16 protein-coding genes are annotated in these 15,766 nt (G+C 66.2%); 3 read left to right on the forward strand and 13 right to left on the reverse strand.

Annotation, left to right across the window (positions count from 1 at the left end):
• Positions 1-20 precede the first annotated feature (20 nt).
• Together AC1DFE_RS05875 and AC1DFE_RS05880 are read right to left on the reverse strand one after the other, a co-directional pair.
• Positions 21-1,139 (reverse strand): histidinol-phosphate transaminase, encoded by a 1,119-nt coding sequence (locus AC1DFE_RS05875; protein ID WP_476904972.1) that lies wholly within the window; start codon positions 1,137-1,139, stop codon positions 21-23.
• Between the two features lie 135 nt (positions 1,140-1,274).
• Positions 1,275-1,607: a LysM peptidoglycan-binding domain-containing protein gene (locus tag AC1DFE_RS05880; RefSeq protein WP_476905152.1), complete on the reverse strand. Its 333-nt coding sequence runs from the start codon at positions 1,605-1,607 to the stop codon at positions 1,275-1,277.
• Between the two features lie 459 nt (positions 1,608-2,066).
• On the opposite strand from AC1DFE_RS05880, the gene lexA reads away from it, so the two are divergent.
• A complete protein-coding gene (lexA, locus tag AC1DFE_RS05885; protein WP_476904973.1) occupies positions 2,067-2,813 on the forward strand; it encodes a transcriptional repressor LexA in 747 nt (248 codons plus the stop codon).
• Between the two features lie 62 nt (positions 2,814-2,875).
• Here the strand turns inward: lexA and AC1DFE_RS05890 are convergent, their stop codons facing one another.
• Together AC1DFE_RS05890 and hflX are read right to left on the reverse strand one after the other, a co-directional pair.
• Entirely contained in the window at positions 2,876-4,936 is a 2,061-nt protein-coding gene (locus tag AC1DFE_RS05890) for an ATP-dependent DNA helicase (RefSeq protein ID WP_476904974.1), read from the reverse strand.
• Positions 4,929-6,506 carry a GTPase HflX gene (hflX, locus tag AC1DFE_RS05895; RefSeq protein ID WP_476904975.1) on the reverse strand — a complete coding sequence of 526 codons (1,578 nt, stop codon included), beginning with the start codon at positions 6,504-6,506 and terminating at the stop codon, positions 4,929-4,931. The genes AC1DFE_RS05890 and hflX overlap by 8 nt, the downstream gene beginning before the upstream one ends.
• A gap of 396 nt (positions 6,507-6,902) precedes the next feature.
• Here hflX and AC1DFE_RS05900 point away from each other — a divergent pair, with 396 nt between their 5' ends.
• Complete coding sequence (locus AC1DFE_RS05900; RefSeq protein ID WP_476904976.1) at positions 6,903-7,517, forward strand: class I SAM-dependent methyltransferase; 615 nt, start codon at positions 6,903-6,905, stop codon at positions 7,515-7,517.
• On the opposite strand, the gene dapF is transcribed toward AC1DFE_RS05900, so the two are convergent.
• From dapF to AC1DFE_RS05930, 6 genes are all read right to left on the reverse strand, one after another.
• Positions 7,498-8,442: a diaminopimelate epimerase gene (gene dapF / locus AC1DFE_RS05905; RefSeq protein ID WP_476904977.1), complete on the reverse strand. Its 945-nt coding sequence runs from the start codon at positions 8,440-8,442 to the stop codon at positions 7,498-7,500. The genes AC1DFE_RS05900 and dapF overlap by 20 nt on opposite strands.
• A gap of 133 nt (positions 8,443-8,575) precedes the next feature.
• Complete coding sequence (miaA, locus tag AC1DFE_RS05910; RefSeq protein ID WP_476904978.1) at positions 8,576-9,475, reverse strand: tRNA (adenosine(37)-N6)-dimethylallyltransferase MiaA; 900 nt, start codon at positions 9,473-9,475, stop codon at positions 8,576-8,578.
• 4 nt (positions 9,476-9,479) lie between these two features.
• Positions 9,480-11,033 carry a tRNA (N6-isopentenyl adenosine(37)-C2)-methylthiotransferase MiaB gene (miaB, locus tag AC1DFE_RS05915; RefSeq protein ID WP_476904979.1) on the reverse strand — a complete coding sequence of 518 codons (1,554 nt, stop codon included), beginning with the start codon at positions 11,031-11,033 and terminating at the stop codon, positions 9,480-9,482.
• 130 nt (positions 11,034-11,163) lie between these two features.
• Positions 11,164-11,652, reverse strand: coding sequence for a regulatory protein RecX (locus tag AC1DFE_RS05920; protein ID WP_476905153.1), 489 nt, complete (start codon positions 11,650-11,652; stop codon positions 11,164-11,166).
• Positions 11,653-11,764: 112 nt separating this feature from the next.
• Positions 11,765-12,817 (reverse strand): recombinase RecA, encoded by a 1,053-nt coding sequence (gene recA, locus AC1DFE_RS05925; RefSeq protein WP_476904980.1) that lies wholly within the window; start codon positions 12,815-12,817, stop codon positions 11,765-11,767.
• Positions 12,818-13,027: 210 nt separating this feature from the next.
• Positions 13,028-13,267 (reverse strand): DUF3046 domain-containing protein, encoded by a 240-nt coding sequence (locus AC1DFE_RS05930; RefSeq protein WP_476904981.1) that lies wholly within the window; start codon positions 13,265-13,267, stop codon positions 13,028-13,030.
• Positions 13,268-13,310: 43 nt separating this feature from the next.
• On the opposite strand from AC1DFE_RS05930, the gene AC1DFE_RS05935 reads away from it, so the two are divergent.
• The gene (locus tag AC1DFE_RS05935; protein WP_476904982.1) at positions 13,311-13,814 is read left to right on the forward strand and encodes a MarR family winged helix-turn-helix transcriptional regulator; all 504 of its coding nucleotides are present in this window, start codon (positions 13,311-13,313) and stop codon (positions 13,812-13,814) included.
• 195 nt (positions 13,815-14,009) lie between these two features.
• Here the strand turns inward: AC1DFE_RS05935 and AC1DFE_RS05940 are convergent, their stop codons facing one another.
• From AC1DFE_RS05940 to pgsA, 3 genes are all read right to left on the reverse strand, one after another.
• A complete protein-coding gene (locus tag AC1DFE_RS05940) occupies positions 14,010-14,462 on the reverse strand; it encodes a helix-turn-helix domain-containing protein (RefSeq protein WP_476904983.1) in 453 nt (150 codons plus the stop codon).
• 138 nt (positions 14,463-14,600) lie between these two features.
• The gene (locus AC1DFE_RS05945) at positions 14,601-15,095 is read right to left on the reverse strand and encodes a CinA family protein (protein WP_476904984.1); all 495 of its coding nucleotides are present in this window, start codon (positions 15,093-15,095) and stop codon (positions 14,601-14,603) included.
• Positions 15,092-15,751, reverse strand: coding sequence for a CDP-diacylglycerol--glycerol-3-phosphate 3-phosphatidyltransferase (pgsA, locus tag AC1DFE_RS05950; protein WP_476904985.1), 660 nt, complete (start codon positions 15,749-15,751; stop codon positions 15,092-15,094). The genes AC1DFE_RS05945 and pgsA overlap by 4 nt, the downstream gene beginning before the upstream one ends.
• Positions 15,752-15,766: the final 15 nt, after the last annotated feature.

Genomic DNA, 15,766 nt, shown 5'->3' on the forward strand with positions numbered 1-15,766 from the left:
GACCTGGTCCATATCCAAGTTTAGGCCGGAAGTGCGGACTGCCTGGCCAGGATGCTTTCCAGTGCGTCCAGGAAGGCTGTGGTTTCCGTCTCAGTTCCGGCGGTGACCCGCAGGTGGCCTGCGATGCCGACGTCCCGGATCAGGACCCCGGTGTCCAGCAGTTCCTGCCAGACCAGGTGGGGATTCTCCAGCCCGCCGAAGAAGACGTAGTTGGAGTCGGACGCCGCAGGCCGCAGCCCCATCCGCGTCAACTCGGCGACAATCCGGTCGCGCTGCCGCTTGATGTCCTGAACATCGGCCATGAGTGCCTCCCGGTGCCGCAGCGCCGCCAGGGCGGTTGCCTGCGTGACTGCCGAGAGGTGGTACGGCAGGCGCACCAGCCGGAGGGCGTCGGTCACTTCCGGGGCCGCGGCCATGTAGCCGAGGCGTGCGCCGGCAAGCGCGAACGCCTTGCTCATGGTCCGGGAGACGATGAGCCGCTCGCGGCCCGGCAGCAGCGTGAGGGCGCTGGGCGTGCCGTCGTGCGCGAACTCGTGGTAAGCCTCGTCCACCACCACGACTGCCTGGCTCGCCTCGCCCGCATCGTAGACGGCCTCCACCACATCCAGGCCAAGGCCGGTTCCGGTGGGGTTGTTCGGCGAGCACAGGAAAACGATGTTGGGCCGGAGTTCGCGCACCTGGCTTGCGGCCGACTCGGCACTGAGGCCGTAGTCATCAGCTCGCTTGCCGGCTATGTAGGCCGTGTCCGTGCCGCTGGCGAGGAGCGGGTACATGGAGTACGTCGGCGGAAAGCTCAGGAGCGACCGGCCCGGGCCCCCAAAGGCCTGGAGAATCTGCTGCAGGACCTCGTTGGAGCCGTTGGCTGCCCAAAGGTTCTCCGCGCTGAGCCCGTGGTCAAGGTATTCCGCCAGGGCTTCCCGGAGTTCGGTGAATTCACGGTCAGGGTAGCGGTTGAGCCCGGCGGCGGCCTCGGTTACCGCCGCGGAGATGGCCGCCCGCACATCGGCCGGCACCCCATGCGTGTTCTCGTTGACGTTGAGCAGGATCGGAACATCCAACTGCGGGGCGCCGTAAGGGCTCAGTCCCCTCAGGTTGGTCCGCAGGGGCAGTCGGTTCAGTCGCTCAAGCTGGTCAGTCACCTAGACAGTTTAAGTAATCCGCAGCGTTCGCCGGAAACTGTGACGGTTCCGCAACCCGGAACCTGGCGAAGTCGTGGCGTTCCGGCGCCAGAGGTCACGTCATTCGGACCGGCCTGTCTGTCTTAGTGGGTCCACTTACTTGGTGGGCACAAACAGCTGCTGGCCGGGCATGACCTTCCCGGCCTGAAGGTCATTGAGCTGGACGATGTCCGCAATCACATCCCGGGGGTCGCGGGACGGATCGACATGTCCGGCAATGGCCCACAGCGATTCGCCGGGCTGCACCGTGACCGAAACCGTGGGCGTGACGCTCAGGCCGCCCGCAGCATCGGCGGCCTTGGCGGGCGAGTTCAGCAGCCCTGCCAGGGACAGGATGACGGCGGCCAGAAGGACCAGCGGCAGGCCGATCAGGACAATCCGGCCGCGACGGGTGAGGCGGAGGCGCGGCGGCTTGCCGGGCCGGGACACTGCACGGGGCTGAGGCGCCGCGCCGCCGACTGTAGCGCGATGGAAATCCACGTACTGGACAGTGGCTGAACGGGACACTCCCGCTGAACGTGACACTCCCGTTGAACGTGACGCCGCCGTTGAAGTTGATGCTGCTGTTGAAGCTGACATGGCGTGAGCCCTCCTGGACCGATTTGTACTGCCTCGCATTCGAACAAACAATTCGAACACCGGGCTATCAAGCGGCCCTCACTAGAACACATGTTCGAACTTTGCTTTTTCTAGTTTTAGCACCTATCAACGAATTAAGTCGAGACTCGCTAGAACAAATGTTTGAAAAAGCCTTATGGCTGGCCTACGTTGGAAATCACAGAACAACCACATCTGCAGTTGATCAGCAGGGTCTGACATTTTTCAGGCCGGAAGTTCCCGGCCACTGCAGCGACCGCGGCCGGGAGGAACGGAAAGGCGTTGGCGAACATGGCAGCACAGGCCTCTGACGGCAAGGCTCCCCAGCGCAGCCCGCGGTCTCAGCGGACCCCCAAGGGACTTACTGTCCGGCAGAAGAAGATCCTGGAGACCATCCAGCGCTCGGTCAACGACAACGGTTACCCGCCGTCCATGCGGGAAATCGGCGACACCGTCGGCCTGGCCAGCCTGTCCAGCGTGACCCATCAGCTTTCCCAGTTGGAAAAGCTTGGCTACCTGCGGCGCGATCCCAAGCGGCCGCGAGCCATGGAGGTGCTGATGCCGCTCACTCTGGATGCGGGCACGGCGAAGTCTGCCGGTGCGGACAAAGCCCCAGCACTCAGGTCAGCAGACGCTTCCGTGTCCGAACTGCCCAGCGCCATGGACACGGCAATGGTGCCGCTGGTCGGCCGGATCGCCGCCGGCGGACCCATACTCGCCGACCAGATGGTGGAGGATCTGATGCCCTTGCCCCGCCAGTTGGTGGGGCACGGTGAACTGTTCATGCTCAAGGTCGCGGGCGATTCCATGGTGGATGCCGCCATCTGCGACGGCGACTGGGTAGTGGTCCGGCGGCAGAGCGACGCGGTCAATGGCGACATCGTCGCTGCGCTGCTCGACGACGAAGCCACGGTCAAGACGTTCCGGCAGCGGGACGGACACACATGGCTGCTACCGCAGAACACCCAGTATGAGCCCATCCTCGGTGACCACGCCGTTGTGATGGGGAAAGTGGTTTCCGTACTCCGCTCGCTGTAGTCTCTGGAGCTTGTAGCCCCGGGCAGCTTGTAGCCCCGGGCAGCTTTTTGCCCGGGGCTTTGTCACGCCTGCGCTCCGGCGAGCCTTTCCAGCGCCGCCACGGCGGTCTTCCGGTCTGTCGTCGGCCAGAACGGCGGAAGTGCAGCCCGCAGGAATCCGCCGTAGCGTTCCGTGGACAGCCGGGAATCCAGCACCGCCACCACGCCCTTGTCGTTCGTGGACCTGATGAGACGTCCCGCCCCCTGGGCCAGCCTGATGGCCGCGTGGGTGGCGGACACGGACATGAAGCCGTTGCCGCCGGCCTGGGCAACGGCCCGGGAGCGGGCGGTCATGAGTGGGTCGTCCGGGCGGGGGAAGGGAATCCTGTCAATCACCACCAGGCGGCAGGAACCGCCCGGCACGTCGACGCCCTGCCACAGTGACATCGTGCCGAACAGGCAGGTGTCGGGCTCGTCGGCAAACTGTTTCACGAGGGCCGTCATGGTGGATTCGCCTTGGCAGAGAATGCTGACATCCAGCCGCGTCCGAAGGGCGTCTGCCGCTTCCTCCGCGGCCCGCCGTGAGGAGAACAGGCAGAGGGCTCCCCCTCCGGAGGCGCGGATCAGTGACTCGAGTTCGTCCAGCGCCTCAGGTGACGTGCCCCGGCCCGGCTTCGGCAGGTGGCCGGCCACATAGAGGATGCCCTGCCTGGGGTAGTCGAAGGGCGAACCGACGTCGACGCCCGTCCAGCTCGGCGCACCGTCCCCGACCAGGCCCAGCCCGCCGGCGGCAGGTTCGAAGGCGGAGCCGATGGCAAGCGTGGCCGATGTCAGCACCACGGTATGCCCCGCAAACAGGCCTTCCCGGAGCCGGCCTGCGACGCTCAGCGGGGCGATGTTGACCAGCGCCGGGGCCGTCTCGTCCGGCGCCGAGTAACCCTGCTGGGGATCAAACGTGCTGTTCCGGGAGAACCAGACCACCTCGCGGTTTTCCCTGGCGGCGACCAGCCGCTCGCAAAGTTCCAAGATCACCAGGAGGCGGGAGCGCACGAGCTGCCTGCCGCCGTCGGCTGTTGTATTGCTGTCCCCTTTGGAATCCGACAGTGCCGCCCGGCACGCCTCGCGAAGCTGGTCCACGCAATCGAGCTGTTCGTCGTTGAGGCCGTTGGGCAGGAGCCCGCTGGGAACGCCCACCAGGGCCACCTCGAGATTGGCGGCTGCTGTGTTGAGGGCATCTACGGTGATCCCAGTGTGTTTGCGGGCGCCGGAGGCCGCGGCATGGACCATGGCCACCGATAGCTGCCCCGAAACCGCGCCGGTCACCCGGTCCTGGAGCTCGTGGGCCTCGTCCACCACCACGACGTCGTACTCCGGCAGCACGGCCAGGCCCTCGAAGGCGCTGACGGCCAGCATGGCGTGGTTGGTCACCACGACGTCGGCTTCGGCGGCGTTGTGCCGGGCCAGCTCGCTGAAGCACTCCTCCGCGAGGGGGCATTTCTGCGCGCCGAGGCATTCCATGGAAGTGACGGACACCTGCCGCCAGGCCCGGTCCGTGACGCCCGGGAGCAGTTCGTCCCGATCACCCGTCGTGGTCTGTTTCGCCCATTCGCGGAGCCTGACAACCTCCTTGCCGAGCTGTGACGAGGGGCCGCCCATGGCCGCGGCGAAGTGCGGGACGCTGGTGTCCTCGCCCAGCGAGAAAAGCTGGCCCTCCGACGGCTCCTCTGTGGGAAAGCCGCCCTCAAGCTTTTGCCTGCAGACGTAGTTGGCGCGGCCCTTGACCAGCGCAACCTTCACGGGCCGGTCGAGTGCCGGTTTGAGGCTTTCCAGCAGCCGGGGAAGGTCCCGGCCGACGATCTGGGTCTGCAGCGCCAGGGTGGCTGTGGAGACGAGGGTGGGCTTGTTGCTCTCGAGGGAATGGGCGATGAGCGGAACCAGGTAAGCCAGCGACTTGCCGGTTCCTGTGCCGGCCTGAACCAGCAGATGGTCGCCGGTCTCGATGGCACGTGCCACCTGCCGGGCCATCTCATGCTGGCCGCTGCGGCTTTGGCCGCCCATGCCCGCCACGGCACGGTCGAGCAGATCCAGTACATGCTGCTCGCCGGCCGTGGCGCTGGCTGCGGCGTCTGCCACCCCGTCAGTCATTAGTGATGAAGGATTCCAGTTCAGCCGCGAGGCCTTCCCGGACCATGACGACGGCGCGCGTGCCGCCCTCCTCGTGATCCAGGCTGAGGATCTCCGCGTCGGAGTCGTGCAGCTTGCTGATGAGATCGCCGCGGTGGTAGGGCACGAGGAGCTGCATCTTGACGTTCGGCCGGGGAATGGACTCGCTGATCGCCTTGAGCAGCTCAGCAATGCCCTCCCCCGTGCGTGCCGAGACCACCACGTGCCGCGGTTCGCGCTGCTTGAGCCGCTCCACCACAAACGGGTCGGCGGCATCGGCCTTGTTCAGGACGATGATCTCTGGCACCTTGCGGGCATCCACCTCGGCGAACACCGAGCGCACGGCGGCGATCTGGCCTTCCGGGTCCGGGTGGGACACGTCCACAACATGCAGGATCAGGTCTGCATCCGCCACTTCCTCAAGGGTGGAGCGGAAGGCCTCCACCAGCTGGGTGGGAAGGGAACGGACGAAGCCCACGGTGTCAGCCAGCGTGTAGCCGACGCCGTCGGAGGTCTCGGCCTTGCGGACGGTGGGGTCCAGGGTGGCGAACAGGGCGTTCTCCACCAGGACTCCGGCGTCGGTGAGGCGGTTCAGCAGCGAGGACTTGCCGGCGTTGGTGTATCCGGCGATGGCCACGGACGGGACTTCATTACGATGGCGGTTGGCCCGTTTGGTCTCCCGTGCCGGCTTCATCGCGGCGATCTCACGCCGCAGCTTGGCCATCCGGGTACGGATCCTTCGCCGGTCCAGTTCGATCTTGGTTTCACCGGGACCACGCGAGCCCATGCCGGCGCCGGCGCCGCCCACCTGGCCACCGGCCTGGCGCGACATCGATTCACCCCAGCCGCGGAGGCGTGGGAGGAGGTATTCGAGCTGGGCCAGCTCCACCTGGGCCTTACCTTCGCGGCTCTTGGCGTGCTGGGCGAAGATGTCGAGGATCAGCGCCGTGCGGTCGATGACCTTCACCTTCACGATGTCTTCAAGGCCGCGCCGCTGGGATGGAGCGAGTTCGGCGTCCACCACCACGGTGTCCGCGCCGGTGGACATCACCACGTCCTTGAGTTCCAGGGCCTTGCCGGAACCGAGGAAAGTGCCCGGGTCCGGCTTGGCGCGGCGCTGGACCAGTCCGTCGAGGACTTCCGAGCCGGCTGTTTCCGCCAGGGCAGCGAGTTCTCGCAGGGAATTCTCGGCGTCGGCAAGCGTGCCTTCGGTCCAGAGCCCGGTCAGCACTACGCGCTCCAGGCGCAGCTGCCGGTATTCGACTTCGGTGACGTCCTCGAGTTCGGTGGACAGCCCGGCCGTGCGGCGCAGTGCCCGGCGTTCTTCGAGGTCCTGCTGGTCGCCGTCGTAAGTGCTGTGTTCTTCGGCGAGCTGCGAGATGGCCTGCGCCTTACCCAGGACGCCCTTGCTGTCGGCGCGGCCGCTGTCGCCTGCCGCCGTATTCCTGGCCGGGACGTCCTTGGCGAGAATCCGGTCGATGACAGCCTGGATCTCCTCGGGACTCATGTCCTGGGCGGCTGGCCCGGATCCGGAATTTTGCTGATTGGTCATGGTCTCCTTTGAAGGTTCTGCATCTTCAGAATAGTGCTGATTGCCGCCCTTGGCTGCGGTATTCGCGCTGGGCTGACTGCGAGGGGTCATCAAGGTGCTCCTGACTGGCCGGCAGCGGGCATGCAACGCCGGCGGGAAGAGGTCTGATTGAGTGCTGTTTGGGCTGCGCTGTGTTGAAAGCTGCGCTGTGTCTCTCGCTTCGCTGCGGCGGAAGGTGATTAACCTGCATCGCCTCGGAAGGGAGCCCCGGGCCGGTAGCGGCGGCCGAAGCCGCGGGCAAAAGGAGCCGGCTACTCAAAAATCAGGAACATGCCTCCAAGGGTACCAGAACACCCGAGCCCGCTTTCGCATCCTCCCGGTTTCCCATCGGGCGGGCGGCCCACTAATCTGCCATTTATGGAGTCTGCCCACTATTTCAGCGCCTCACCTGCAGGGCCGTTCACCCGCAAGCCCCTCACAGTGGAACTGGCCGGTGAAACGCGGAAGCTGCAGACCTCGTCCGGCATCTTCAGCCCCGATGGAATTGACAAGGGCACATCCGTTCTGCTGGCCGAGGCTCCCGCCCCTGCCCCGCAGGGAAACCTGCTCGACATCGGCTGCGGCTGGGGACCCATCGCCCTGACCATGGCGCTGCGGGCACCGCACGCACAGGTGTACGCCGTGGACGTCAACGAGCGCTGCATCGCACTCACGAACGGGAACGCCGAGATCCTCGGGCTGAGCAACGTCGCGGCCAGCACGCCGGAAGATGTGGACCCGGAAGTCCGCTTCGACACCATCTGGTCCAACCCGCCGATCCGCATCGGCAAGGATGAACTCCACTCACTCCTGCTGCTGTGGCTGCCGAGGCTGGCGCCTGGCGGTTCGGCCTGGCTGGTGGTGCAGAAGAACCTGGGCTCGGATTCGCTTCAGCGCTGGCTCGCGGGGGTGCTGGACGACTCCTTCACGGTGACGCGGGAAAACACGTCCAAGTCCTTCAGGATTCTGCGGGTCAGGAAAGCGTCCCGGTAGCAACGATCGTTGCCGGGCCGCTGAGCACAATGTGCTCGCGGCCGCCGGCGACGGTGAAGAACTTCACACCCACGACGCCGCCCGGCACCTTGACCTGCCAGGCGTCCGGGGCGCCCGGCCCGGCCCAGTGACGGATGGCCACTGCCGCGGCACATGCGCCGGTGCCGCAGGACTGCGTTTCGCCGACGCCGCGCTCGTGGACCCGCATGGTCACGGTGCCCACGCCGTCGTGCACCAGTGGCTCGGCCGGAACAACGAATTCGACGTTGGTACCGTTCGCGGGAGCCGGGTCCACATGCGGCGCCGTGAAAAGCCGGGTGTCCCGGAGTTCGGACAGCTCGGCCAGCGCGACGACTGTGTGTGGGTTGCCCATGCTGACGGACAGCGCCGGCCGCGCCACCTCCAGTCCGTCGGCGCTGACGAGCGAATCCATGGCTCGGGCCGCTGCGTCGTCGGGGAAGATGAACTCCCAGGGGCCCATGTCGACGGCGTAGCCGTCACCTGAGCGGACGATGGTCTTGACTCCCCCGCGCGTGCCGATGCTCAGCGACCCGCCGGGAGGCAGCACGGCCAGGCCCTCGGCCAGGAGGAAGTGGACGAACACGCGAACTCCGTTCCCGCACATTTCCGAGAGCGAACCGTCCCCGTTGCGGTAGTCCATGAACCATTCGGCGTCCGGGTTTTCAACGAGGATCTGCCGGCCTTCGTCAAGGAGCCGGGACGGCACGGCCCGGATAAGGCCGTCGCCGCCTATTCCGCGGTGGCGGTCGCACAGGTGCGCGACCTGCTCTGCAGAGATGACGTGCACGCCCTCGGGATCAGCGACCAGGACGAAGTCGTTGCCGGTTCCATGGCCCTTGGAGAACCGCAGTCCGCTGAGTGTGGCGGCGGCGGGCCCGGCTGTTTCTGCAAGGGTTTCATTCATGGTTCAAGGTTACCCGCCCGGCCACGGCCCCATGAAAACGGCCCGGACCGGCTCGCAGGTGGCGGACGCTGGCCTGGATGTGGCAAGCGCGAGGGGCATAGGTGTCCTACTCAAAGTCCGTCGGCGTGCCGGCTCAGGTGCAGAGGGCGGCTGCCTTCGCAGCCAGCTCAGGGTCCTGCCAGTCCAGCCAGCTGATGCGGGGGTCGGCCCGGAACCACGTCAGTTGCCGGCGGGCGAACTGCCTGGTGGCCACGATGGTTTCTTCTGCTGCCTGCGCCACGTCCGCTTCGCCGTCTAGCACCCTGAGGAACTGGGCGTAGCCCAGTGCACGCGGGGCGGTCCTTCCGCGGCGCAGCCCCTGGGCGTCCAGCCGTTCAACCTCCGCCAGCAGCCCCCGCTCCACCATCCGGTGAACGCGGACGGCGAGCCGGTCGCGCAGCTGCTCGCGGTCCACGGCCAGACCGATCTGGATGGCCGGCTGGTGGTACTCGCGGGTTGGCATGAAGGAGCTGAACGGGCGGCCGGTCAGCTCGAACACCTCCAGGGCGCGGATGATGCGGCGGGCGTCACCGAGGCGCCCGGCGGAGACGGGATCCACCGCACGGAGCCGGTCCAGCAATGCTGCAGTCCCTGCCGCGGCGTTCTCCTGTTCGAGCCGGGTGCGGATTTCCGGATCAGTTCCCGGAAAGTCCAGCACATCGAGGGCGGCGCGAACATACAGGCCCGATCCGCCCGTCAGGATGGCGCGCTTGCCGCGGCGGTGGATGTCAGCGACGGCGTCCCTCGCCTGCTGCTGAAAGTCCGACACCGACGCCTCCTGCGTCACGTCCAGGATGTCCAGCAGGTGGTGCCGGACGCCCCGCTGTTCAGCCTCGGTGACCTTGGCGGTGCCGATGTCCATGCCGCGGTAGAACTGCATGGCGTCGGCGTTGATCACCTCGCCGTTCAGCGCCAGGGCTAGCTCGACGGCGAGGTCGGACTTGCCCGAGCCCGTGGGTCCGACAACCGCTATGACGGGGAGCTGGCCCGCCACCGGGTCAGCGGCTCCGCACCGGAAGTGAGGGCATGCCGAGCGACACACCCGTCCTGCCCACCACACCTGGTGCCCCACCCGGTGTTGGGGCGCCGCAGGAGTCGGCCTGGGCCCTGTCCCACGCGTCGCCGGCACGGGACCGGCGCAGCGAGTAATCCGCCGCGGTGGCCGGATCGGCGATCAGGTGGAAGGCGGCTGCTTCGGTGATGGTGACGGTCACCAGGTCCCCGGGCCTCGGAGCAGGAGCGCCGGCAGGAACCGTGAAGTGGACCAGCCGCTGGTCCTGGGAACGGCCCGAGAGCCGGTGGGTTTCTTCTGACTTGCGGCCGGACCGGGCTGTGACCATGACCTCGACGCGGCGTCCCAGCTGCTTGGCGTTCTCCTCCGCGGCGATGCGGTCCTGGAGCGCGGTGAGTCGCTCGAATCGTTCCTGCACCACGGCCTTGGGCAGCTGGTCCGGCAGGTCGGCTGCCGGCGTGCCCGGACGTTTGGAGTACTGGAAGGTGAAGGCGGTGGCGAAGCGCGACTTTTCGACGACGTCCAGGGTCGCCTGGAAATCCTCCTCCGTTTCCCCGGGGAAACCGACGATGATATCCGTGGAGATCGCTGCGTGCGGCATCCTGGCGCGGACTTTATCCAGGATTCCTAGGAATTTCGTCGACCGGTAGGAACGCTTCATGTCCCGCAGGACCTTGTCCGATCCGGACTGGAGCGGCATGTGGAGCTGCGGCATGACGTTGGGCGTCTCGGCCATGGCGTCGATGACGTCGTCGGTGAATGCGGCCGGATGGGGGCTCGTGAAGCGCACCCGCTCCAGGCCCGGGATCTCGCCGCAGGCGCGCAGCAGCTTCGAGAAGGCCTGGCGGTCCCCGAACTCCACCCCGTACGAGTTCACGTTCTGGCCCAGAAGTGTCACTTCGATGGCGCCGTCATCCACCAGTGCCTGGACTTCGGCCAGGATGTCCCCCGGCCGGCGGTCCTTTTCCTTGCCGCGCAGGGCGGGGACGATGCAGAAGGTGCACGTGTTGTTGCAGCCAACCGAAATGGACACCCACCCCGAATAGACGGAGTCACGCTTGGTGGGCAGGGTGGAAGGGAAGACGTCCAGCGACTCGAGGATCTCCAGCTGAGCCTCATGGTTGTGGCGCGCCCGGTCCAGGAGGGCGGGCAGGGCACCGACGTTGTGTGTGCCGAAGACGGCATCGACCCAGGGCGCCTTCTTGAGGATGGTTTCGCGGTCCTTCTGGGCGAGGCAGCCGCCCACAGCGATCTGCATCCCCGGGTTGGCCGCCTTGATCGGCGCCAGTTGGCCGAGGTTGCCGTAAAGCTTGTTGTCGGCGTTCTCCCGTACCGCGCAGGTGTTGAAGACCACGACGTCGGCCTGGGCACCTTCCGCCGGTACGTAACCGGCAGCCTCCAGCATCCCCGCCATGCGCTCGGAGTCGTGAACGTTCATCTGGCAGCCGAAGGTACGCACCTGGTAGGTGCGGGGCACAGCGGCGTCGCCGGTTGGTGCGTTCTCGGTGCCGGTTGCGGGGGAAGGATAGGTCAGACTCACCCATTAAGGGTAACGGCTGCGCTCACTCCTGGGGTGCGCTCCGAGGGGGCGGCCATCCCGGGGCGCGCTCACTCCGAGGCTGCGCTCCGAGGGGCGGCCATCCCGGGGCGCGCTCACTCCGAGGCTGCGTTCACTCCCAGGGTGCGGTGGCCGCGTCGGTGGCCTCGCCGGCTGCAGCGTCCAGCACCTCGCCCACGATCCGGAAGGCCTGCGAGGGCGGGTAGCCCTTGCGGGCGAGCATGGACGCGAGACGCCGCGTGGCCTTGTCGCGTTCCGTCCGGTCTGCCAGGTCCGTCCCCGGGCGCAGCTTGCGTTCCACGAGGTGGCGCGCGGCGGCTTCCTCGTCCTCGTCGCTAAGCTGCTCCAGGGCCGAGGCCGCCGTGTCCGAGTCAATGCCTTTTTCCGAGAGTTCGCGGCGGAGCGCTCCCTTGGCCAGCTTGCGGGACTGCGCCCTGCTCCGCACCCACATGTCCGCGAACTCGGCGTCGTCAACCAGCCGGACCTCTTCGAAGCGGTCCAGCACCGCCGCGGCGACGTCCTCCGGTACGTTGCGCTCGGCCAGCTTGCGTTCAAGCTGCAGGCGGCTCTTGGGCGACGCGGTCAGCTGGCGAAGAACGATGGCGCGGGCGACCGATGCCGGATCTGCCTCCCGGTCCCCGTCCGGATCGGGGCCGGGCCCTGCTTCGCGGTCCTCTCCGGCCTTCGCGAAGGCCGGAGAGGACCGGCGTTTGCTAGAAACCGTCAACGGCCTTCAGCTTCGGTGAGGCTTCGGCATCGGCCGCAGGCTTGGTTCCCACGCCGAGCTTTTCCTTGATGAGCCGTTCCAGTTCCGCGGCCAGTTCCGGGTTGTCGCGCAGGAAGCGGCGCGAGTTCTCCATGCCCTGGCCGAGCTGGTCACCGTCGTAGGTGAACCAGGACCCGGACTTCTTGATGATGCCGTGCTCCACGCCCATGTCAATGATGCCGCCCTCGCGGGAAATGCCCTGACCGTAAATAATGTCAAACTCAGCGATCTTGAAGGGCGGGGCCATCTTGTTCTTGACGATCTTGGCCTTGGTGCGGTTGCCCACGGAGTCCGCGCCCTCCTTGAGGGTCTGGATGCGGCGGACGTCGATACGGACGGACGCGTAGAACTTCAACGCCTTACCACCGGTGGTGGTTTCCGGTGAACCGAAGAACACACCGATCTTTTCGCGCAGCTGGTTGATGAAGATGGCGGTGGTCTTGGTCTGGCTCAGGCGGCCAGTGATCTTACGCAGCGCCTGGCTCATAAGACGGGCCTGGAGACCGACGTGGCTGTCGCCCATGTCGCCTTCGATTTCGGCGCGCGGGACGAGAGCGGCGACGGAGTCGATGACGACGACATCCAGGGAGCCGGAACCGATGAGCATGTCCATGATTTCAAGGGCCTGCTCGCCTGTGTCCGGCTGGGACACGAGCAGCGCGTCGGTATCGACGCCCAGCTTGGCGGCGTATTCCGGATCCAGGGCATGTTCGGCGTCAATGAAGGCGGCAATGCCGCCTTGGCGCTGGGCATTGGCGACGGCGTGCAGGGCAACCGTGGTCTTACCCGAGGATTCCGGTCCGTAGATTTCCACGATGCGGCCCCGCGGGAGACCGCCGATTCCCAGCGCGACGTCCAGGGCGATGGAGCCGGTCGGAATGACCTCGATGGGCGCACGGACTTCGTCGCCCAGGCGCATGACTGAGCCTTTGCCGAACTGCTTGTCAATCTGGGCAAGCGCTGCGTCGAGCGCCTTCTGGCGATCCGGGGCTGCGGCCATGATTCACACCTCTGATACTTTCTCGCTTTGGAGGGGCCTCTGCGGCCCTTTGTTTGTCATCACCGACGCTAGCGCTACCCTCTGACATTATTGCCGGGCAGGCGTGCATATGTGGATAACCCGCTGCCAAAAAGCATAGTCGCACCCGAACAGATATTCGAACAACCGCTCGGCGTGTCAACAGCTTCTTGGGCGAAGTCGGGGGCCTTCTCAGGCCAGGTAAGGCCCGTCCTGGCGCGGCTTGATATCGCGGCCGAGCCGGCGTTCGTCGGGGACATCCTGCACGTCGCACACCGCCAGCCAGACGTCGCGCGGACTGACGCCCGCGGCGAGGGCCTGGTTGGCCGTCCGGCCGCCCACGCCGGCGAGGACGAGCGAGCCGCCCAGCACACGCGAGTAGCCGGCTCCGAATTCATCGTCCATCAGCCGCCAGAAATCACTAATCCTCACCCCATAGAGTCTCTCACGGGACGCTGACCCTAGAATGGTTGCCATGAGCAACCCCGCTGAAGCCCCCGGAGCCACTGCCCCCTTCGAGGACTCGCTTGATACAGCACTGACCAACGTGGAGCACCAGATCAGTATTTTCTGGCGGCGGGCCCGGTCCGTGTCCCAGCAGCTGTCGCGGGAAGTCCACCCGGACATGGAGCCGGCCGCCTACGGCCTGCTCACCGTGATCCGTAAGAACGGCCCCATCCGCCTTACCGACCTTGCATCCTCCATCGGCGTGGGCAAGCCGTCAGTCAGCAGGCAGATCGCCTTCCTGGAAAGCATCGGCCTGGTACTCAAGGAAGCTGATCCCCTGGATGGCCGCGCGCAAACGATCCGGCTCACCGCCGGAGGCGAGGAGAAGATGCACCAGGTGCAGGACGCCAGGCGCCAGGTGTTTCGGGAGCGCCTGGGCGAATGGCCGGTAGGGGATCTCGAGGCGCTGGCTGCTTACATGTCCAAGCTCAACGCCACGTACGAACGTGACGGGTTACTCAAGGACAACTGAAAGCCACGACGGGGACTGGACGGCGGGGCACGTCCAAAGACGCCGTACGTCCAGAAGGCCGGCAGTAGGACCGCGACAGCCAACAATAGGGCGCGACAAATAGGGCGACAAAGGCCTCCGGCAAGTGCCGGAGGCCTTTCGCTGTGGTTCTGTAGTCCGGGGTTACCGGGTACCGTTAACCGGCGCCATTCTCTCTTACCGAGCGCCGGTGAGCAGTTCGGTGGCGAGTTCGTTGTTAAGCTCGCTGCTCAGGTCGCGCTCAAGATCACGGCCGTAACGCTGGGAAAATTCCTGCGGGACAGTATCCGGCACGGCAACGCCTTCAGCGACAGCGACGCGGTCGCTGACCTCGCGGAGCATGCTGGAAAGCGGAACATCCAGCGCCGAGCAGATTGAGGACAGGAGTTCCGAGGACGCTTCCTTCTGGCCGCGTTCCACTTCACTCAGGTAACCCAGGGAAACCCGGGCGCTGTGCGAAACTTCGCGAAGGGTACGTCCTTGACGCTGGCGGACATCGCGCAGAACATCACCGATTTCGTGACGAAGTACAACCATCTTGCGCTCCTTCTGTTCGCTCTTGGCCTGATCGGCGAGGCCCACGTCCTTCCAGCGGACAACGCCGTTTACGGACACGGGCTGCTTTACCATCTCTATCGCCTTGCTCCCTCATGGTTCCGGTTCACTGTGACGCAAACCGCATATGTTCTCTTCATCCTAGGCGCCTCCCTCGACGAGAGGCGACACAATGAGACAACTATTCGGACTCGCTTTTTGTTCCCAGCAACCTTACTCCCGGTAGCTTAGCGCAGCCAGGGCCTCCTGCAGACGCTCCAATGCAGCGCCGCAGGCCAGCGCCCGGATCTCCGCCCGGGTGCCTTGGAAGCTGTAGGGGAAGGCCTGCACACCGTGCGCGGTGGCAACACCTACGAACACCGTTCCTACCGCTTTGCCGTCGTGGGCATCAGGCCCTGCCACGCCCGTGGTGGACACGGCCAGGTCGGCACCGCATACCCGCCGCGCCCCCTCCGCCATGGCGGAAGCCACCGCTTCGTCCACAGATCCGACGGCGTCCAGCAGGTCCTGCGGGACGCCAAGGATGTCCCGCTTCACGGTGTTGTTGTAGGAGACCACGCCACCCTGCAGCATGGCAGACGCGCCAGGCGTGTCCGCCAGTACGGCGGCGACCATTCCCGCGGTGAGGGATTCCGCGGTGGCGACGGTGACGCCACGTCCGACAGCTGCAGCCACGGCCTCCCCGGCGATCCTGTGCAGATTCGTCACGGCTGGCCTTCCTCGTTTTCCTGCTGGCCAAGGTCAGCAGCCCGCCGGCGCAGCCCCTCCGACCTGACCTTGAGTGCCTCGACAACGTACTCGACGCCGGTCCAGACGGTGATCAGCACGGCTGCCAGCATCACCGCGAAGGCCACCCAGGTCAGCCATGGAGCGATGGCCCCCAGCGGAAGAAGATAAAGGAAGATCGCCACGGTCTGGACGACTGTCTTGAGCTTGCCGCCGCGGGATGCCGGGATGACGCCGTAGCGGATCACGAAGAACCGCAGCGCCGTGATGCCCCACTCACGGACCAGGATCACGATGGTGATCCACCATGGCAGCTCGTTCAGGACGCAGAGCATGACAAGCGCGGAGCCGATCAGCAGCTTGTCGGCAATGGGGTCGGCGATCTTGCCGAAGTCGGTGACCAACCCCCTGCTGCGGGCGATGTCGCCGTCGAGCTTGTCCGTGTAAATCGCGACGGCGAACGCCACCACGGCGGCCCAGCGCCACCCGCCGGACTCACTCCGGAGGCCGGGGGCGTCGGCGATGAGGAACCATACGAAGAACGGCACCAGCACAATACGGAGCATTGTGAGGATGTTGGGGAGATTCCAGATCCCGGAGCTGTTGGAGCCGGCCGCGGCCGCTTCGGTGCTAGTCACCCTTCTAGGCTACCG

The organism is Arthrobacter sp. 05T423 (assembly GCF_056396245.1).

What these genes read in the sequence shown, in the direction of transcription:
- lexA (WP_476904973.1), top strand. Translation starts at nt 2,067, where the DNA reads ATGGCAGCACAGGCCTCTGACGGCAAGGCTCCCCAGCGCAGCCCGCGG.
- AC1DFE_RS05890 (WP_476904974.1), bottom strand. Translation starts at nt 4,936, where the DNA reads ATGACTGACGGGGTGGCAGACGCCGCAGCCAGCGCCACGGCCGGCGAG.
- hflX (WP_476904975.1), bottom strand. Translation starts at nt 6,506, where the DNA reads ATGACCAATCAGCAAAATTCCGGATCCGGGCCAGCCGCCCAGGACATG.
- AC1DFE_RS05900 (WP_476904976.1), top strand. Translation starts at nt 6,903, where the DNA reads ATGGAGTCTGCCCACTATTTCAGCGCCTCACCTGCAGGGCCGTTCACC.
- dapF (WP_476904977.1), bottom strand. Translation starts at nt 8,442, where the DNA reads ATGAATGAAACCCTTGCAGAAACAGCCGGGCCCGCCGCCGCCACACTC.
- recA (WP_476904980.1), bottom strand. Translation starts at nt 12,817, where the DNA reads ATGGCCGCAGCCCCGGATCGCCAGAAGGCGCTCGACGCAGCGCTTGCC.
- AC1DFE_RS05935 (WP_476904982.1), top strand. Translation starts at nt 13,311, where the DNA reads ATGAGCAACCCCGCTGAAGCCCCCGGAGCCACTGCCCCCTTCGAGGAC.
- AC1DFE_RS05940 (WP_476904983.1), bottom strand. Translation starts at nt 14,462, where the DNA reads ATGGTAAAGCAGCCCGTGTCCGTAAACGGCGTTGTCCGCTGGAAGGAC.